The 19000-nt window shown below is 26.2% G+C and carries 19 protein-coding genes and 1 CRISPR repeat array; all 19 genes read right to left on the minus strand.

Features of this window, described 5'->3' with window-relative positions; translation table 11 throughout:
* Positions 1-75 precede the first annotated feature (75 nt).
* The 19 genes from EO083_RS09890 to EO083_RS09275 all read right to left on the minus strand — a co-directional run bounded on the left by EO083_RS09890 (position 76) and on the right by EO083_RS09275 (position 18011).
* Entirely contained in the window at positions 76-231 is a 156-nt protein-coding gene (locus EO083_RS09890) for a hypothetical protein (RefSeq protein WP_164723713.1), read from the minus strand.
* A 24-nt stretch (positions 232-255) separates the two neighbouring features.
* The gene (gene cas6 / locus EO083_RS09190) at positions 256-990 is read right to left on the minus strand and encodes a CRISPR-associated endoribonuclease Cas6 (RefSeq protein ID WP_126994065.1); all 735 of its coding nucleotides are present in this window, start codon (positions 988-990) and stop codon (positions 256-258) included.
* Entirely contained in the window at positions 968-1600 is a 633-nt protein-coding gene (locus EO083_RS09195; RefSeq protein WP_126994069.1) for a hypothetical protein, read from the minus strand. The genes cas6 and EO083_RS09195 overlap by 23 nt, the downstream gene beginning before the upstream one ends.
* Entirely contained in the window at positions 1570-2637 is a 1068-nt protein-coding gene (csm5, locus tag EO083_RS09200; RefSeq protein ID WP_126994071.1) for a type III-A CRISPR-associated RAMP protein Csm5, read from the minus strand. The genes EO083_RS09195 and csm5 overlap by 31 nt, the downstream gene beginning before the upstream one ends.
* A 1-nt stretch (position 2638) precedes the next feature.
* Positions 2639-3580, minus strand: coding sequence for a type III-A CRISPR-associated RAMP protein Csm4 (gene csm4 / locus EO083_RS09205; RefSeq protein ID WP_126994074.1), 942 nt, complete (start codon positions 3578-3580; stop codon positions 2639-2641).
* A 4-nt stretch (positions 3581-3584) separates the two neighbouring features.
* On the minus strand, positions 3585-4379 hold the full coding sequence (gene csm3 / locus EO083_RS09210; RefSeq protein WP_126994076.1) for a type III-A CRISPR-associated RAMP protein Csm3: 795 nt from the start codon (positions 4377-4379) through the stop codon (positions 3585-3587).
* An 18-nt stretch (positions 4380-4397) separates the two neighbouring features.
* Positions 4398-4793, minus strand: coding sequence for a type III-A CRISPR-associated protein Csm2 (gene csm2 / locus EO083_RS09215; RefSeq protein ID WP_126994078.1), 396 nt, complete (start codon positions 4791-4793; stop codon positions 4398-4400).
* A 1-nt stretch (position 4794) separates the two neighbouring features.
* Positions 4795-7074, minus strand: a complete 2280-nt coding sequence (cas10, locus tag EO083_RS09220) for a type III-A CRISPR-associated protein Cas10/Csm1 (protein WP_126994080.1) — start codon at positions 7072-7074, stop codon at positions 4795-4797.
* Positions 7075-7174: 100 nt separating this feature from the next.
* Positions 7175-8614, minus strand: a complete 1440-nt coding sequence (csx1, locus tag EO083_RS09225) for a CRISPR-associated CARF protein Csx1 (RefSeq protein WP_126994082.1) — start codon at positions 8612-8614, stop codon at positions 7175-7177.
* Entirely contained in the window at positions 8611-10059 is a 1449-nt protein-coding gene (locus EO083_RS09230) for an SAVED domain-containing protein (protein WP_126994084.1), read from the minus strand. The genes csx1 and EO083_RS09230 overlap by 4 nt, the downstream gene beginning before the upstream one ends.
* Entirely contained in the window at positions 10059-10823 is a 765-nt protein-coding gene (locus EO083_RS09235; RefSeq protein WP_126994086.1) for a hypothetical protein, read from the minus strand. Before EO083_RS09235 ends, EO083_RS09230 begins: the two co-directional genes overlap by 1 nt.
* Positions 10824-10832: 9 nt before the next feature.
* Entirely contained in the window at positions 10833-11507 is a 675-nt protein-coding gene (locus EO083_RS09240) for a sigma-70 RNA polymerase sigma factor region 4 domain-containing protein (protein ID WP_126994088.1), read from the minus strand.
* Positions 11508-11509: 2 nt separating this feature from the next.
* Positions 11510-11923 (minus strand): hypothetical protein, encoded by a 414-nt coding sequence (locus tag EO083_RS09245; RefSeq protein ID WP_126994090.1) that lies wholly within the window; start codon positions 11921-11923, stop codon positions 11510-11512.
* Positions 11924-12236: 313 nt separating this feature from the next.
* On the minus strand, positions 12237-13829 hold the full coding sequence (locus EO083_RS09250; RefSeq protein ID WP_126994092.1) for a LeoA/HP0731 family dynamin-like GTPase: 1593 nt from the start codon (positions 13827-13829) through the stop codon (positions 12237-12239).
* A 34-nt stretch (positions 13830-13863) separates the two neighbouring features.
* Positions 13864-15861: a GTPase domain-containing protein gene (locus tag EO083_RS09255; protein ID WP_126994094.1), complete on the minus strand. Its 1998-nt coding sequence runs from the start codon at positions 15859-15861 to the stop codon at positions 13864-13866.
* 187 nt (positions 15862-16048) lie between these two features.
* On the minus strand, positions 16049-16318 hold the full coding sequence (gene cas2, locus EO083_RS09260; protein ID WP_126994096.1) for a CRISPR-associated endonuclease Cas2: 270 nt from the start codon (positions 16316-16318) through the stop codon (positions 16049-16051).
* A 5-nt stretch (positions 16319-16323) separates the two neighbouring features.
* Positions 16324-17307 carry a type I-B CRISPR-associated endonuclease Cas1b gene (gene cas1b / locus EO083_RS09265; RefSeq protein ID WP_126994098.1) on the minus strand — a complete coding sequence of 328 codons (984 nt, stop codon included), beginning with the start codon at positions 17305-17307 and terminating at the stop codon, positions 16324-16326.
* A 14-nt stretch (positions 17308-17321) separates the two neighbouring features.
* Positions 17322-17585 (minus strand): CRISPR-associated endonuclease Cas2, encoded by a 264-nt coding sequence (gene cas2 / locus EO083_RS09270; RefSeq protein ID WP_126994100.1) that lies wholly within the window; start codon positions 17583-17585, stop codon positions 17322-17324.
* Positions 17586-17633: 48 nt separating this feature from the next.
* Positions 17634-18011, minus strand: a complete 378-nt coding sequence (locus EO083_RS09275) for a hypothetical protein (RefSeq protein ID WP_126994102.1) — start codon at positions 18009-18011, stop codon at positions 17634-17636.
* Positions 18012-18201: 190 nt separating this feature from the next.
* A CRISPR array of direct repeats spans positions 18202-18866; the repeat unit is 30 nt; unit sequence GTTTTCATTCCTCATAGGTAGATTCTAAAC.
* The last annotated feature ends 134 nt before the right edge of the window (positions 18867-19000 follow it).

Consider the following 19000-nt stretch of genomic DNA (forward strand, 5'->3'; position numbering starts at 1 on the left):
GGTTTTATTTTACCATACCAAGAAGAGGGTTACCTATTTCCTATATTTTTCATTTACACAAAATTTTTTATGGTCTCATTCAGACATGATAGTAGGACAACCCCGCTGCAAAATATTTTTTAATACACAATACATAGGGTAATATTCACTATCTTCAACTTTTTCTTTATGTAAGTTCATTATTATAAAATTGTTATTAGTATTTACATATCCTGCAGTAAACCTTTCCATACTATCCTTCCTTTATAAATTTTTTCAGCCAATACGCTCAATTAGGCCAAAACCTTGTGAATTTTTAGAGCCAAGACCTGTGTCATATGCTATTTTTAAAAGTTCTGGATCACCAGATAAATCAAAAGCACTCATCCAACCAACTATTTTAAATTTTTTATATTTTAAAACAACCTTTTTAGGTAATTTACCTACATGTGTAATATTAATTTTACCTTCAGGTTCTTTTCTGTATATAGCAATATATTTCTTTTCTATATTTTTTTCAAGTAACTCTTTAAATTTAAAATCATCAGGATGGTAAAAGATAGTCTTTTTTGAGGAATTTTCATCTATAACTGTAGAATAGGCAGTCACTGGAGATCTAGTTACAACCTTTAATTGCTCCCCATCTGGTTTAAAATCTTCTATCTCAACCTTTTTCACATTTACAATATTTCTTCCAATTTTTATATCTTTAAACTCTAGTAATTTTTTCATTAGATAATAACAAAAGTTATCATCATATGAGGAAATTATTAAAAAAGCGTTATCTTTAAAACTAATTGTCCTAGATTTACTATCTAATGAAAATTCTCCCATCAATCTAGAAAACGTATACAATTTAAATTTCCGTTTAAAAAAAGAAAAACCTTCATCATGGATAAATTTTCTATATTCTTCATCATCTATTAAATTCAAAATTACTGCTTGTAAAACATGATTATAGTCAATTGGAAGCTCTAGTTTTTTAAAATCAAAATATACTACTATTCTCATTCAAAACACTCCCCAAATATCTTCTATCTTTTTCATCAATCAAAAAATCTTTATACCCATTTTCTCCAAGTAGACCTAAAACTTTTGACATTAAGATTAATTCATTAGAGCCGTACAAATAAACTTTGTTTTTATTATCTACAGCAATAAAACGGTTGTCACTAGGTTCTCTTCCAAAGATTAATTTATATTTTTCAATTAATCTACTCCTTATAGTCTCACTCATTTCAGGTGTTATTTCATCATAACTTTTGTTTATAACAAAAAATCTATTTGATAAAGTAATAGGTTGAGTCAATATACGTAAATTATAATTTTTAAAAATTTCTCTAGAAAGTTTGCTTGACATTTCAAAAAACAATTTAGCAAAATTTTCACTATAAAACGTTCTTAAAATAATATGCGTAGTACCTGCAAAATATAAACCACTCTTTGTCTTTACAATCTTTTTAGACAAAGGGCCTGAAAAACTAAAGTTTTTCAGGCCAAATCCGTTAAATATTTCCAAAAATGTATCTAGATAATCTTCTTTTAAATACAATGGATAGCTACCATTAATTTTTAATATAATTTCAATTGCTACTTTTCTGTTATTGTCATTAAAATCCATCCCAATGGTTTCATAGCACCTCCATCATTAATAATTCTTCGTGTTTTTGGAAAGAGTGACGGATCATATTTTATTGCTCTTCTTCCAAGAACCTTTTTTAGATAAATAACATGTTCTCTTCTTAATTTTCCTACAAGAGTTTTCGAATAAAATCCTGTTGAAAAACCCAAAGGTAAAAGTACTTGATTTTCTTTTAATTTATAACTTTGAAGGCTTCTATAAAAATCCAATAAGCCTTTTTCATGATTTTCTTTCATTATTGATATTTCATCGTTTATGTACTTTTCAACACCACTTTTTAATTTCAAGATAAAATCCTCTAAAATATCTAAATTCATATATTCATCTTTAAAAGGAAAATCTAATAAGTAATCATAAAAACCTAAGTTAATTTCTCCATGTAAAACTGTTTTTTCAGGTAAAACTTCTGAATAGAGGATATTCATAACCTTCCTTTTAGTTTTTAAATTATAAATTTCTATTGGTTTGACACGAAGAAATTTTTTCTCAAGAAGATTTGTATCTGAAACTCTCAAAAATTTAAAAGGGGATTTGTAAGAATCACCTAGAAAATTTTTTTCTATTTTCGAACTATTGATTCTATAATTATTATTCTTGATGGCAGAATTTACTTCTCTAATATAATTACCACAAAATTTTGAACCCCTTATGATATTAGTTCTCATAGCACCTTTAATAGATGAACCTGGAATATAAGGCTTCCCATTTGACTTTATAAATTCGTTAATTTCGTAATTTTTCCTCATATAATCATTAATTTCATACTTTATATAATTTTTGTAATTTATATTAAATCTTCTAAAAATATTTAAAATTTCTTCAGGATTTTGAAATAGCAAAGGATTTTTAATTAAAATATCTACAAAACCTTGTTCATTTCTTATCATTCTTTCAAAATCAAGAACGAAAGTTCTATTACCATCTTTTACAATCTCAAACCTTTGAATTTTTTCTCCAGACAAAATTGCCACCGGTGTTACAACCTCAATTTTATATTTATACGCTTTTATTTTCATTTTAATCTCGTGCCTCCTTTTTAATTGGAATCAAATAGGCACGTCCATATCTATAAACATTGTGAACGTTAAAAAATTCTGGAGTAACATCTAAAATTTTTCCTGAAACTTTCTCATTTAATACACTACCTTCACTAACAAATTTTAATATCGGCTGTCTTACAACAAGACCATATGGCGAATAAATAAAGCCTGAACGTTCATATAATTTATATGTTATCAACCTTGATAACTCTTCTGCATCTTTAGGATAAAAATTTGATAAAAGCAAAAAGTTTTCACCATCTTCTGTTTTAAATTCAACATCTTCTACTTTTAAATCAAACAATCCATATCCATACGTTCTTTCGCCACCTATTCCCTCATCAGAAAGCAATCTAATTGCAGCAAGTATAGACTTCTCAAATCTTTCCTCTATATCTAAGTAAAACCACAAACCTGCATTTTCAAAAAATTTAATACTAGACATGTAATATATATTCGTAGAATTGGTTAATCTATCAACAACAATCCTTGGACGTTCCTCCACAGCAAAAATTTTTGATAATTCATCACATTTCCCATCAACAGCAAATTTTCCAATAATTCTAGGTTCTTTTACTTCTCCATACAAAAACTCTTCTGAGACATACTCGACTTTTTTTATCTGTTTGTAATCATATTTTTTATCTAACCCAAAATTGTAACCGAGAGGTCTTGGGTAAAAATATTTATTTTCAAAATAGAAAAACGCTGATGAAATATTGAATAACTCACTATTTTCTATTATTTCATTAATAAATTTGCTAGTTTCATCAATACCGTACAGTAAACTATAAGAATTAACTATAGCAGAAAATAAAGTTTCAGAGTGAATAATTTTTGATATATCATTAAATACATTATCTTTTTGTCCAATATGAATTGGAGACTTAAATTTAAGCTTTATTCTATATCTCTTCATAATATCAATCCCCAATCTTTAGGTTTTTTTCTATTTCCTCCCAATTCAAATTGTTTAAATCAACATTCAAAATTTTTGCTTCAGATTCTTGTTCATAAAACTTCTTATCTCTATATTCAATCACGATATTTTCAAATTTTACCTTACCGTATCCTCTTGAACCTGAACCACCTAAATAATCATCTTCGAGTAACCTAAAGGCCGTTAAAAGTTCTTTCAAGTATTTTACTCCGTCGCCTTCATAAACATTAACTATGAATTCAGAGTTAAAAGCAACTCCTGCTGGAACTCTTTCATTACTTCTTGGATTGGCCGCTGATGTAATTCTATCCAATGTATTTTCAGGCTTTACCTCTGTATAATTTACTGTCAAATTTTCTTTCATTTCTTCAGTAATACTATTTTCATCTAAAAATGCATCTCTTACAATAAGTCTTGTTGGCATTAAATTTTTAAATTCAACTTTTCCACCACCAACAAATTCATGAGAACCGTGATTTCTTCCAAACAAATTACAGACTGGACACTTCTCATCATCGCACATATGTATACGAATAGAATTTTTAACTGTAAAAACCATTTTTTCTGGTTCTATTTTTTCATGGAAATATTCCATCAAGCTTCTTAGTTTTCCCTTTAAACTAGAACCTGGTATAAAAGGTTTCCCTGTTGCATCTTTAATAACAGGATTATCAATTCCGCCTATTTCCATACTTTCTTCTGTTCCTATATGTAAACCTGTTTTTAAAACAATATTTGCTTTTACAACAAATTTTCCTTTAAATTTTATCTCCTTCATTATTCACACCCTCCCTTATTATCTTGAATTTGGATTATAAAATTTGTAATATGCCACAACAGCTTCAAAGAAATCTTTAAATCTTTTAAGATAATTTAAATCTCCCTCAGAAACAACTTGAACCATGTTTGTTATTGATTTTGAAAAGTTTTCAAGAACTTCTTTATTTCTCTTTTTTATACTCCTTGCAACACTGTATAACATAACTGCTAAAAATCTCTTAATTTCATATTTAAAAGTTTCCTCGTTTTCAGAAATTTTTTTTACTTCTCCAAAATATTTTCTAAGTTGAGTAGAATTTACATATTCAGAGATATATTTTGCTAGCTCTTGAGAATTCTTAAAAAGAAACTTTCCATCCCTATCCAAATTTTTATCTAAAATTTTTTTGGCTGTTTCTTTATCTATTACCATACTATCCCTCCCTTTTTTCGTATTCTACCCAGTAAGTCAGTGAATAGATGTGATTATATAATTTATTATCTTCACACAAAATTTTATCTAAAAACTCCATTATTAACTCTCTTTCATTTTTATATCTCTCAGAAAGCCTACTGAAATAATAATAAATTCTCCAAACTTTAAAATACCCATTATTTAACGAAGTATATTCTTCAAACAAATTTCTTAATACAAAAATAAATCTTTTTGTTACACCTTTATCTATAAGTTGTTTCATTAAAAGTCTTTTTTCTGAATATTCATTGAACTCTTCCCATCCAATAATATCTCCAAAGAAATATAAAGCATCTTTAGATTTACCATTTTTCCGTTTGTACTCTTTAGCTTCATCAAGATTTTCTCCGGAAACATTTGCAACTCTAAAAACCGGATATTTTTTAGCTGGAGAAACTTCTATAGACATAGTAACCGATATGTATGGATTATAGCCGCTATATCTTTTAAATTCATCACTAATTATTTTAGCAACAACAGGCAAATCACTCCACGGACCTAAAATAAAGAAATCATCTCCTCCTGAATAAATTACACTACAATTTGGAGTTTCACTTTTAACTAAATCTTCTAAAAACTTTCCAAAAAATACTTCAATTTCTTGAGATAATGAGACCTTTTTTGAAATTGGAGGATTTTTTCCTAATCCTTCCCCAAAAATTCTTCCTAAATTGTCCACATCCCCCCTTAATACTCCCCATTTCTTTATTCCTCTAGATTTCTGAGCTATTTTTTCTAAATCTGCCACTTTACCTTCTTCATCTTTTAAAACATAATTTGCTGATTTAATATAAAACATACATTTTGTTAAATCAACATTTTCTTTATCAATGGCAAAAGAATCTTTTTCAACATTGTCAGAGAAAACTATATCAAATCCAAATGATCTAAAAATATCATTAACCGTTTTTATACTATTTACCTCTTTATTATATTCTTCTAATTTAAAGCTTTTAGATTTTACTAGTCGATCTCCCAAAAATGCAAAAGATTCACAAAATTCACATTCATCATTTTTCATCTCTCTTTTGCAGTAAGGACATACGTTTCTTGAAACATTTTTAATTTCAAATAGTTTTTCATAAGATAACGTACTAAATTTCCTATATTTTTTAATCTCCATTTTTTTTGAAATTCTTCCATAAATATCTCCATCTAATTCTTGAGGTGTAATTTTTTCTCCAACTAAATTAACAGAAAGCTCTATTCCATGTGCTTTGAACATTATTTCATCTATTTTCTTTTGATAAATCTCAAGTCTATCTATAGTTTTTGCTGGAACTAGCAAATAAAAATGTCCACCTCCGTTATACAAAACGTTAGCTATAGACAAACCTTCAGATTTTAAAATGTACCTTGCAATAACTTCGAGTAAATAAGAAAGATAAAATGATCGCCCTCTTAACTTCTTAACAGCATACTCTTGTGAAACATTATATATAAAATTTTGTATACCGGAAATATCGCCTTTTATTATCCCTAATATTTTTTTATCATTTAAATTATCCAATATACTTTCATTTCCTGACTGTAAAACTTCTTCTAATTCTTTAAAAATAGAAACTGCAATGGCTGCTGTAGTGCTAAGATGAGAAAAAAGCGAAATCTCTGGTTCTGAATAATAAAAAGCGGAAGGAATATTAGAAGTGTATTCTTTTAAAACATAATATATTTTTTCATAAAATTTGCTATCAATCTTTGGAGGAATAGCTTTATACTCATTATTATACTCATCCGATAAATTTTTTATTACTCTTTCAAATTCATCCCAAAGTTTTTGATAGGAGTTTTCAACATTTTCTTCTTCTCTATCCAAGAGATCCTCAAAATCTGATAATTTAGAAATTTTCCTATATTTTCCATTTCTTTTTTCTTCAAACGAAACGGTAGAAAGTATAGATTTCATATTTTTAATCTTTTCTTCTGATTCATTTTGAGATCTCTCGGTTGCTGAAATATGATCAGCTATCTTAACTAACTTAGAAAGTACATTAATTGGGTTATGGTGATTTAAAATAACACCTTCTATCTCATCACTATACGGAAGTTTACTGTTTTTATAAAAATACGCTCCATATTCTTGATGACGAGGGGCATATGAATTAGATTGTTTAATATGATATTCATACTCTGATTTTAATTTTTCTTTTAAATTGTCATGTTTGGCTCGCTGGTAAAATTTTCCAATATCATGAAAAATACTTCCTAAGAACACTTTCTCTGTGCTTAATTCACTCATTGAATCACCCCTTATCAAGAGAATCTAACTCTTATAATAACCATACAATAAAAAATCTTTCCAATTAAAAATATTATAAAAACTCTTTCTTGTTTAATTTTTATACCGCTTTCCCTAATTCATATATTTTCTCTTCATTCAACCTTATATACACCACTGAATTACACTTTCTCAAATAAAAAGTGTTTTTAGATAAACTACCATGAGCAAGAAAGTTTCTTTCTTTTCTTGAGGAATTTTCTTTACTATTTTGTTTTTTCGATTCATCTTTTTCAAACTCTGGTTCTTCTTTTACTTTTTCATCTTCAATCTTTATTTCATCTTCTATACTTTCATTCTTTCTTGACTTTAGCTTCTCTAAATCAAAAAGTATTTCTTCATCTTCTTCTATATAATCAAGCAAACTTTCAATCTCTTTTATCTCTTTTTCAAGAACCAATGAAATTTGATTTTTAAACTCATCAATTTTCCATATAAAATTTGATAATTTCTTTAGTTCATCATAAGGTATTTCTTTACAGCAAATCTTTCCATAAAGATTTTCAAAGTAAATCTTAAACATACTACCAAGAACCAAATATTTTATATCTTCGGAAAATTCTAGTTTTCTAAGTACCATTTTTAAATTTTCATCACTATCTCTAATTTCAATAGCTGAATTATACACTTCTAATGATTTATCAACTACATATTTAAAATCAGCTCCATTCATTGCATATAAATATAAAAGAGGAAGTCCATAATAAATAGACTTTAAATATAATTCTAAATTTAAAAATACATTATTCAAACCCATATTTTTTTCATTCCTTAATCTTTTTTCAAATTCTCCAATATAATTTTTCCCAACTTCTTTTCTTTCATTAACAGACAAACCTCTAAAAACACTAATAGTTTTTTTAGCAAAATCTTTTCTATAAGATATAGACTGTTCAAATACTTTTTCTTCAACAACATAAACCTTAATTTTATTTTTTCCCTCTGCTGAAGTATTAATTACAGGCTCTGCATTTGTAAGTTTAAATCGTACCTTTTTGAAATACGCCAACACTGGTAAAATATCCATTAACGCTCTATATAAAACATTTGATTGATAATTAATACCAAAACTAATATCCAACATCACTTCAATTTCTTCAGAATTAATTACTTCTGGTCTTGAAAAAATATTCAAAAGCTGAATTAACGTCATATAATACGTATCATTCATGTTTCCAACAAATCTAAATTCTTTATAACTTCCAACACCAGGAATAATATGTAAATTTAAATTTCCTTTATAATCTTTACTTTTAAAATAATCAGAATACTTATTTTCCAGACTAGTAATAATGTCTTCGTACTTAAAATCTTCTATTAATAAATCATTTTTTTCTACCAAAGTATCTAGTAAAAAAAGCTCTGTAGTATCAACTCCAAAAGCTTTGCACATTAAATCAGGTAAAAATGAGCTTTCAAATGTGTTTTCGTTATAATCAATAGAATATTCAACTTCTTTATAATTACTAATTTTCCCAAAGGTTGAAAAAAATAACTTCATAAAACTTCCCCCCTAATTTTTTCTATTTTAAATACCTCTATATAATCACCTATATCTTTATCAAAGTGGAATATTGAACCCTTTGCAAAATCTCCAAATGAAAGCCCTACTCCAAAAGCTAATGGAACCGGACAACTCATAAAGAAGAAGACGTTTTCACAAGAATGTTTAAATTGTATGTTCTGAGTAACAGACATTATTTCTGAAACAATTTCACTCCAATCTCCTGCCGGTAAATTCCCTTTCCCAAATATTGGTTCAATTAATACCAACTTTGAATCAATGTTATTTTTGATCAAAAAGTTTTTAACTGCATCATATGGATTGTGAGAAGCAAAATATAATATAAATGCACAATTTTTACCATTTTCTTTTTCTACTGAATACTTTACAAATTTATAATCACTTACAATATTCTTTACCTTTCTAACATTGTCCGTCAGATCTATAACAGGTTTATATTCAATCCCTGCCTTGTGATAAACAACTAATGGATTTTGAACACCTAAAGCTATACCTAAAGCCATAGAAAATGATGCAGGCCCCATTATTGCAATATGGGGAATACCTCTATTTGATATAATTTTGTAAAGCAAGCTATTTACTTCTTTTAAAACTTGTCCCCAATCATCATTCAAGCTATCTTTGACAAAAACTTTATTTACATCGTAAATTTTTTCAAAAATATCACTGTATTTTATTTCAAATTTTTCGTTAACTGCCTCTTTTAATTCTTCATATGAAGTTCTAATATATTCTTTATCTTTGGCCATTAACGAAATTAGTATTGGTATATGTATTTTTTTAGCTTCAAAAAATTCCTTAAGCTCAAAAACATTATCTACATCAAAAGCACTTATTAGTTTTAAATTATTTTCACCACAAATTTTCATTTTTAAATCTAAATATTCAATATTTCTCTTGATATTCCCTTTTTCATCAATTTCTCCAGTAAATGCTATATTTTTAGGAATTTTTTTACATAATGTACCAATAGCTACAGCAAGCTCAAAAGAATTACCCTTAAACTCACTGTCAAATATTACAGTAAGTTTTTTACCAACAAGACTTTCAATTTTCTCAAGTGAACTTTTCAAGTTTGAATTATTTGTAAAACTTTTTTTTGATTCAAAAACAATTGCTCTGGCAATTTTCCCGTTTCCAAGCTCGTTTACTATAGGAAAGAAAACTTCAACAAAATCGTTTTTGTAAATATCAAATATTATTTCTTCCTCTCCATTAAAGAATTTTTTCAATAATTCTTGGTTTAAATCAACAATCTTTTTTTCTTTAATTTTTTTTACTATCTCATAAAAAACAAGAAAGTTATCATCAAAGTCTTCCGCATTTATAAAGGACTCAATTGCTTCCTTTACTGTTATGTCGTCACGCTCCAAGATTTTTAAAAAATCAGAAGAATTTGAACTCAATAGCCTTGAAAACATCAATCAATCACCTCAATAACTAAAAATCTTTTTAAATCTTCAACTGATACTTTTATATTATTTGACACAAAGGCATTTGGCAGTTCTCCTTCATAGATAACCTGGTTTTTAAAAATCAACTTTCCTTTTTTACCAATAGCATCATCTTGCAAATAAACTTTTAGAGTATTGTCTTCAACAATACCAACAAAATTTTCCCCTCTTAAACTATTTGTCCCTGCTACTAATGCAAATTCGCTAACATATGGAATATTTATTTCTATTATTTTGTCTTCATCTTTGGTCTCATCAAAAATCTTCTCAAAGAAAATATCGTACAATAAAGATATTTGGTCAATCAGTAGATCAAAATATTCTTTTCTTGGACCTGTATAAATCTGTTCTTCTAATTCTTCAACATTTTCAACAATTTTGTTTATATCTTCTTTTACATTTAAAATAACTTCACAATAATTCTTTGCAAAATCATCTTCAATATAAAAATTTACGTGTGTTACGTAAACATAATCAACTAAATGATTTACTTTTATTTTTAAAGCTTTTGAGCTACTTAAAAAAACATCTTGTGAAAGCAAAACGCATTCAGCTAAATCTCCATTCTTTTCAATAACAACTCCATACACTAAAATATCACCATATATTACAAAAACATCCCCAGCTTCCAGAGCTTTTCCATCAGGCACTCTCTTTAGTGATTCAATATTTAATTTATATTTTCCAAATAAGTTTTTATACAATTCAAATTCTTTCTTTAAAAAGCTCATAGTAACCTCCTACTTTTTATTTTTTTCTTCTCTATTATTATGACGAATCTTATCACAAATTTCTGACATATAGATTTTCACTGCTATTGCAAATTCTTTTTGATCTATTCCAAAATCTTCTACTAAATTCCTCAATTTTTCTTTTAACCTTTGAACCATTTTATACTTTGCATCCCTTGACTTTTCACTATAGAAAATTTCTTCATTGTATAGAACCTTGTAAAAATAATAACAAAGTTGCATATTATCTAAAGATTTTAACTCTTCAACAAAATATTCTGCAATAACTTCAGACTTTACATCATCAAGTTCGGTAACATTTATTACATCTATCTTTTCGTTCCCTTCATCATCTTCTTTGTTCAAAGAAAGTTTAGATTTATAGCTTTTCACAATATCAATAATATGATTTAATATCAACCTTGTAATGTAACTTTCAATGTTTTCAATGTTGTTTATTTTGGACATTAAAATCTCTTTTTTATTTTTTATTTTAATAAATATTTCGTTTATAATTTCATTTACAGCCGACTCAAAGGATCCATATATATCAATCAATGTATCTTTATAATTAGAATGAGTACCAATTACTATAGTTACAATTTTTTTTATTAAAAGATACAATTTATTTTCCTCTTCTTCTCCAATCTTATTATTCAAGTACTTTAATATAATCTCTTTCACCTTTATATCACCTCAATAAAATTTTTTATATTTTTTCTACATAAACCACATTTTACAAAATTTTCCTCAATAACTTTTCTTGGAAGCTTAAAAACTAATTTTTTATGATAATTGAATACATATGATGATTTTAATACCAATTTAGAACATTCAAAATCTTCACTAATTACACAAAACTTGTTTACATCTACTTTTATTTTTGAATAACTTTTAGTTGATAAGAATAAAAGTTTTAAACTATTTTTTCCATTGTCTTCAACAATAGCCGGTCTTCTTTCCCTCTCTACAGTTCTTGATTTATACAAAGTATCAAAACCCAAAATTTTTGAAATTTCCTTTAATCTATATATATAACCTATTAAAGATTTAAAATCACCCAGTTCTTTCTGAAAAATTGCATCAATCAATTGTTTCAATTATTTTCCCCCTTTCACCTCCATTTATATTTATTATAACATATTTTTTATTAGTTGAATTTATTGTTAAATTTCCATATTTTTTATTACATCAAATTTTTTGCATTACTTAAAACAAACCTATTTTTTATAAATTTGATTATTATAATTTTACATTTTTTTGACATAATTCATCATTAAAAGTTGCTAGATAATAAACTTATTATTCAAATTTTCCTTTTTAATAACTATAAAGTATTAAGTTTCAGATTTATTTTCTTAATCTAAAAAAATAATTTCATTTTCAATTCAAATTAATATCTAAAACTAATTTTTATTGAAAGATAATTAAATCAGAACTAATTTCAACTATTTTATTTATCTTTTTTACTATAATATTTCTTTTATCTTCAAGTAAAATAATCATATTCCTTATATCATTAACAATTGGAAAATAATTTTTAATATAATTTTCTCTTGTCAATTCTTTCATTAAATTTTCAAAAATCTTTTCTATTTCATCTTTTATTTCTTCTTTATAGCTCTCTAATTTTTTTAAGTTGAAATATTCTACTGCGTCAGCAACAAAACCTAAAAGAAAGATACTTCCCTTCATAAATTTTGCAAGCTTAATAGCTCCCCATGGTTTAAATTTAAAAGGAATTTTTAAAAAGTTTCTTATTTTAAGAATAATATTTCCTAAATTTCTATTGGAGGTATTAATAATCGATAACACTATAGGTAAATATTCTTTTGGTATTGAATTGACTAATTTTAATTCAGGGAAAGAATTTATTGATTTTTCAGATAAATCTATTATTTTCTTTACATCAGAAATTAAGTTACTTGTATGTTTTTCTATTATTAGATTTATTCTATCCTCAAGTATTTTTCCATCTTTTCCAAACTTACTCTGGATAAAATTGTTTATTTCTTCTTTACTTTTTGCCGCTGAAATTCCTAATAATATCTCTTCTCTCAATTCATGAATTTCATTCTTAATATTAATATAACTTTTGTTTATTTCATCTTCCAAGTTTTGAATATAAGATTCTTGTTCCTTTATTTGATTATCAATTTCATCAACTGATCTCTTTAAATTATCTTTTAATTTATTTAAATCAGAAATAATCTGATTATATGAATCTTTTATAACACTTATACCAGCTTTCACTATAAGCTCATTTTTATACTTCTCAATAAAATCAGAAATCAAAAACTCTAAATTTTCAATTCTAGATAGCTTTTTATAATTTTCATTGTTTTTCCAATAACTTAAACCTTTACCATATGGATCTGCAGAAACACACACTATTTTAAGTTCTCCTTCAAATCCTGTTATTTTACGAACAATATCAGAAACTACTTCCTTTTTAATTCTAGCTGTTTTTTCAAAATCCTCATCATCCTCTAAATCTGCTACTTCATCCATTTTATTTATTACAAATATAGTCGAATCAATTTTGTTCAAATCTGAAAGCAACCATTTCAATGTAGGAAAATGTGATTTCTTCAACGGGTTAACTGGATCAACTACATATATGATGACATTTGCTTCAGAAATGTACTTTTTAGTTAGTTCATCATGAAACAAATTTTCTGAAAAAAGGCCTGGTGTATCAATTAAAAAATAATCCTTATATTTATATGTTTGAATTCTATCTGTAGTAGGTGCTGGTGATATTTCAATACTCAATTCATCAATTAACACTGATAGTATTGTTGATTTTCCATCTGAAAAAGCTCCAAAAAAAGCAATCGAAAATTTATCATTTTCAATATTATTAATTGCTTTTTTTATTTTTTCTTTTAAACTCTTATATTTCTCATTAGAAAAAAATTCAGCTTCTAAAACATCTACTTTTTTTAATAAACTCTTTAACTTTAAAATTATATTTTCCTTTTCATGAGAAATATTTAGATTCATATAATACCCCCTTTTCTTAAAACTATATCTAAAATTAATTTGTTGGCTTTTTGAATTTTCTAATTCTTATTCCATCTTTATTATTTAAAAATAATAAGTTCAACGCTCTATAATCAAATTCATCTGTTACATATATAACTTTTTCAACTTTCTTACTAACTACACTACTCATCCATTCATCTTTTGAAGTGTAAAAGTAAATCTTATCTAACCTAAACATATTTTCTATATAATTATTCACATCAGAATTAACTTTAAACCCCACAAAAATTGCTTTCGATAATTCCAAATCAATATAAGCAAACTCAACTTTTTCACCCAGAATATTTTTGACTAATAATAAACTCAATTCACTTTCAATCTTTTTAATGTAAGAAATCAACTCGTCAATATTTCTACCTAAATTTTTTATTTCATTTACAGCGAGCCTTATATTTTTTATATTTTCTTCTACGTCCTTTTCTATTTTTGAAAATATTTCATCAATTTTCTTTTCCATCTCACTTTTTACTTTAGATATCTTTAAATCAACTTCTTTAACAGCATTATTTTTATATTCTATTTTATCTTTCTCCGAAGATATAAATACCAAAGAAATAAATTCATAAACTAACACCCCTAAAGCAAAATACCCCATCAAATTAAAAATTAAATAAGTATTTAAGCCAATTCCTCCAAGACCTAAGAAAAATTTCAAAAAACTAAACGGTTTATTAAATATTTCTTCAATATCAATTTCGAAATACTGTCTTAAGTTAAAATCTTTAAACAAATTCTCAAACTCACATTCAAGTAAAAATTTATCCAACAGTTCTTGAAATTTTTGTTCTACCTTTTCCTTCATTGTATTTAAATTGTCTTTGATCATTTGATTAATATCTTGCTCTTCTTCTTTTAATATTTTTTCAATTTCTTTTTTTATCATTTCTAGACTATGAGATTTATCTATACTTTCCATCAAAAACTTTTCTAATTTATTTTTTAAAGATGCTATTTTAACCTGCAGTTCATTAGATGTTCTAACTTTATATTTTTTAACTAATTTATTTACTTCACTAATATAGTCTTCTATTAATTTTGAAAATTTTCTCAATTTTAAATCAAACGATTTTTTCTGTTTAACAACACTTGATAAAATTTCTTTTACATTAAAGAGTATTTTATAAGTATTTGAAATTACTATCTCATTAAAAATTTCCTTTCTTAAACCAGCAATTATTTTCTCTATTTCTTTAATATTTGAAAAATTTTCAATATTTGATTTACTACCAAATATTTCCAACGCTTTTTCTTTATCTTTGGCAAATCTATCATTTAATGAATCATTTTTTAATAAAGCAAGATGAGCATTAATTATAATATTACCAAAGTATCTTCGTCCTAAAATTTTTTTCAACTTTAATATAGTTCTTTTTTCAATAGTTTCTACATCATTATTAACTAACTCTTTTTCATACTTATACCTTGAAGGCTTTCCCCTCACATTAATAATAGAGTAAACTTTTGCGTTGTCTTTTAAAAAATTTTTTATTCTTGAAACTATATTTTCCTCCGGTTCTTTATTAGTTCCAATAACATAAAAAACAATATGTGATTTATTCAAGGCTTTTTTTATTTCATCTATTACTTTTTCTTCATCACCTTCAATTCCAGGCATATCAATTAAATTTATATCACTAAATGATTTTTCTTTAACAAATTTAGTAAAATCTTTGTATCCCTCTCCTATACTACTTCCATCACCATTAGTCAAAGCTTCAATAATTGTACTTTTCCCTGCATTTGTTTCACCAAAAAAGGAAATATTTAAATTATTCCACTCCAATTCATTTTTTAAAAATTCAATCTCCTTTTCAATACGTAAATTACCTTCTAAAACTTTATTTTTTACCTTTTCGACAATTTTCTCAAATTCTTCATTTGCTGTCATTCCGTGAACTGAGAAATTTTTAATATTATTTACCAAAAATAAATTCAAATCTTCTACTAATTTAGAAATATTCTTCTTGTAATCTACTATCTTTTCCTTCATCTAAACCCTCCCAATTATAATAATGCTTAATTTTTCACTAGTTTAAAAAAACATATTTTAGTAAAAAAATTTTTTACTAATAAAAAATCTCTACTCTGTTTTCCACCTAAACACACTATCAGTATTTAATATAAGTGGATATATTAATTCTTCCCATCTATTTTTTATTATAACATATTTTTTGTTTTTAGATGAAGTGATTATTAAATATATACTTTTCCTTTCCATCAATAACTTTTCTAAAAACCTTATTTGAATTAAAAAAATATATTACAACACTATCCTCTTTTTCATCAATTTTATTTTTAACTTCATAGAACAACTTTTTAATATTTGATTGAGATAAATATCCTTCAAAAGTTGAATTTTGCTGCCAAACAAGGTATTTTTTTAAAATTTTATGTATTTTGTTCACTCTTTTTTCGTTTACATCATAAACAACCAAAAGATACCTCAAATAAATCACCCCATCACAAATCCCTTAAATTTTTCAACTCCTTTTAAATGTCTAATCAATTTATAACATTCATGTCTTATTACTGTTTTAAAAGTTACATTTTGATTTTCATAAATTGTAACTTTCTTATTTAATCTCTCTTCAATTTCATTTATAAATTTTTTCTTTGCATCTTCATATAAAAATACCCCATTGTTGTTAAAATTAAAATCTTCTTTCTTAATTTCTTTTTTATTCACTAATTTTAAAATTGCTTTATCCACAATTATTGGTTTAAAAATCTCTGCAATATCAAGCTGTAAAGAAAATTTACGCTTATTTGTTTCATGCAAAAAACTTATTCTCGGTTCTAAAGAAGTTTTATATATCTCAGCTAAAACTGTGTTATAAAGTATTATATTTCCAAAGCTAATAAGTGCATTTATTTCATCTTTGGGAGGTCTTTTTAGTCTTTCGTCAAAATTAAATCCTTTACGTTTTACAATTTTTCCTAAAGCTTTATAATAAGCCTTTCTAATATTTCCTTCTATGGCCATTAAGGCCGGTATATTGTTTTGCTTTTTCAAACTATCCTTAATCTTAACTATATAATTTAACTCTTCACTAGTAATTTCTTTATATCCATTCAGCACCCAAAGCATATTCAAAACTGCAGATTCTAATATTCCTTTTGCAATTTCAAGCCTTTTACTTAAATCATAATAATATTGAAATTGCAAAACTATCATCTCTCCTGTTTTATTGTTCTCTGGTGGATAAAAAGAACCAATAAAATCCCCATAATAACCATAAAAAAAGGTAGGTATACCTTCTTTCGCTAACAATCCCAAAAACTTTTTATTAAAACTTACCTCTGAAAAAATCATAATTGAAGAAATATTTTTTAATGGAACAAAAAATGGCTTTGAATCTTTGCTTTTTGGAACAAAGTATAACGCATGGTTTTTTCTTTTTAGTTCCCCATCAGTAAAAATATATAAGGTTTCCATATTTCAAACCTCCATTAAATTATATTTGTTACATTAATTTTTTTGTTTCCATAAATTTTTCTATAAGGTACAAACTCTGGTTCTAATATATACCAATAAATAGTGTCTTCATCTTCATCTATTATACTTAAAATTTGATTCCTTAGCGTTTCAAAATTACTCTCAGTTATTTTACCCTCTAACACTGAATTTTGAACCCATTTTAAATACTTTCTTGCAACTTTTAAAACTTTTCCAACTCTCTTTTTATTCACATCGTAAATCATTATCAAATACATAAAAATATCACCTCTTAAAACTTTAAAAAGGCCTGGAAGATCCAGGCTTCAACTTGATATAGAAATTGCTAAAAGTGCAATAAAAGAACCCCAACCAGCAAAAGACATACCAACTTTTATCTTTTTTATCTCATCTTTATACGCCCTTACATAAATATCTATCAAATAATCATCTTCGCTTTTAATAATACTTCTTAGTTTCACTAATCTTTCGGCAGGAACTTCAGGCTCAACTACGTAATTGTATATTGGAGCAATAATACCAAATACAAAACCTCCTAAAAATGGCCAAAATTTATTAACATCTTCATCTGCATGAACTCTAGCTAAAGATTCTACTTGTGATGGTGTTGTTAAAAAGCTTTGCTCACCAAAAGAGATTATAATAAACAAGCTTATTAAAAGAACTATGAAAAATTTCCTCACAAAAATCCCTCCTTTAAAATTTGCTTTACACTTATAATACGATTTAAACCTTTAAAATCTGACATAAAAAATTGGAGCAATTAATTGCTCCAATTAAAAAAAAATACAATATATTCATAGGTTCTCATAATTTTTTTATTAGTCCCTTTAAATATATAAAACAATTTTATCTTTTGCAATAAATAATACTGTTTTCATTCCTCATAGGTAGATTCTAAACCTACCATATGTCAAGCCAAGCTTAGCCTTCCAAAGCACACACGGTTTTCATTCCTCATAGGTAGATTCTAAACACTTATTGAGACACTTTGGTTTCATAAAGATATTGAGGTTTTCATTCCTCATAGGTAGATTCTAAACGGTCAGAACAAAAAAAGCTGAAATAATTGAGGAATACGGGGCGTTTTCATTCCTCATAGGTAGATTCTAAACTTGGCAACACAATGTGGATAGAGTTTGAGATAGGGTTGGTTTTCATTCCTCATAGGTAGATTCTAAACAAGGTTCGAAGCGGGCACCCGCTTGAACCTGAAAGGATACAGGTTTTCATTCCTCATAGGTAGATTCTAAACAAAATATTATAATGGAGATATCTTGAAGGTTGTCTTCAAAGTTTTCATTCCTCATAGGTAGATTCTAAACGCAGTTCATGTTACAAGCAAAGCGCTTAAAAGAACGGTTAACGTTTTCATTCCTCATAGGTAGATTCTAAACCGACAAAGACATACGTGAGGCTGTATATTTAATCGTTTTCATTCCTCATAGGTAGATTCTAAACATTCACTTTCTCCCTTTAACTCAAGATAATCGGGGCTATATATTCTAGTTTTCATTCCTCATAGGTAGATTCTAAACACTATAAATATTCTCATAAATAAATATAACAAGAAAAAGTAACAAAACCTTTGAGTGGAAGTAAACGGTAAGTTAAATCTAGAATTTATGAGCTTTTATTTAATTTCATCTTCGGAAACATCTCCTAAAAATTT

The sequence above is a fragment of the Thermosipho globiformans genome, from assembly GCF_003990895.1.
Taxonomy (GTDB): Bacteria; Thermotogota; Thermotogae; order Thermotogales; family Fervidobacteriaceae; genus Thermosipho; species Thermosipho japonicus.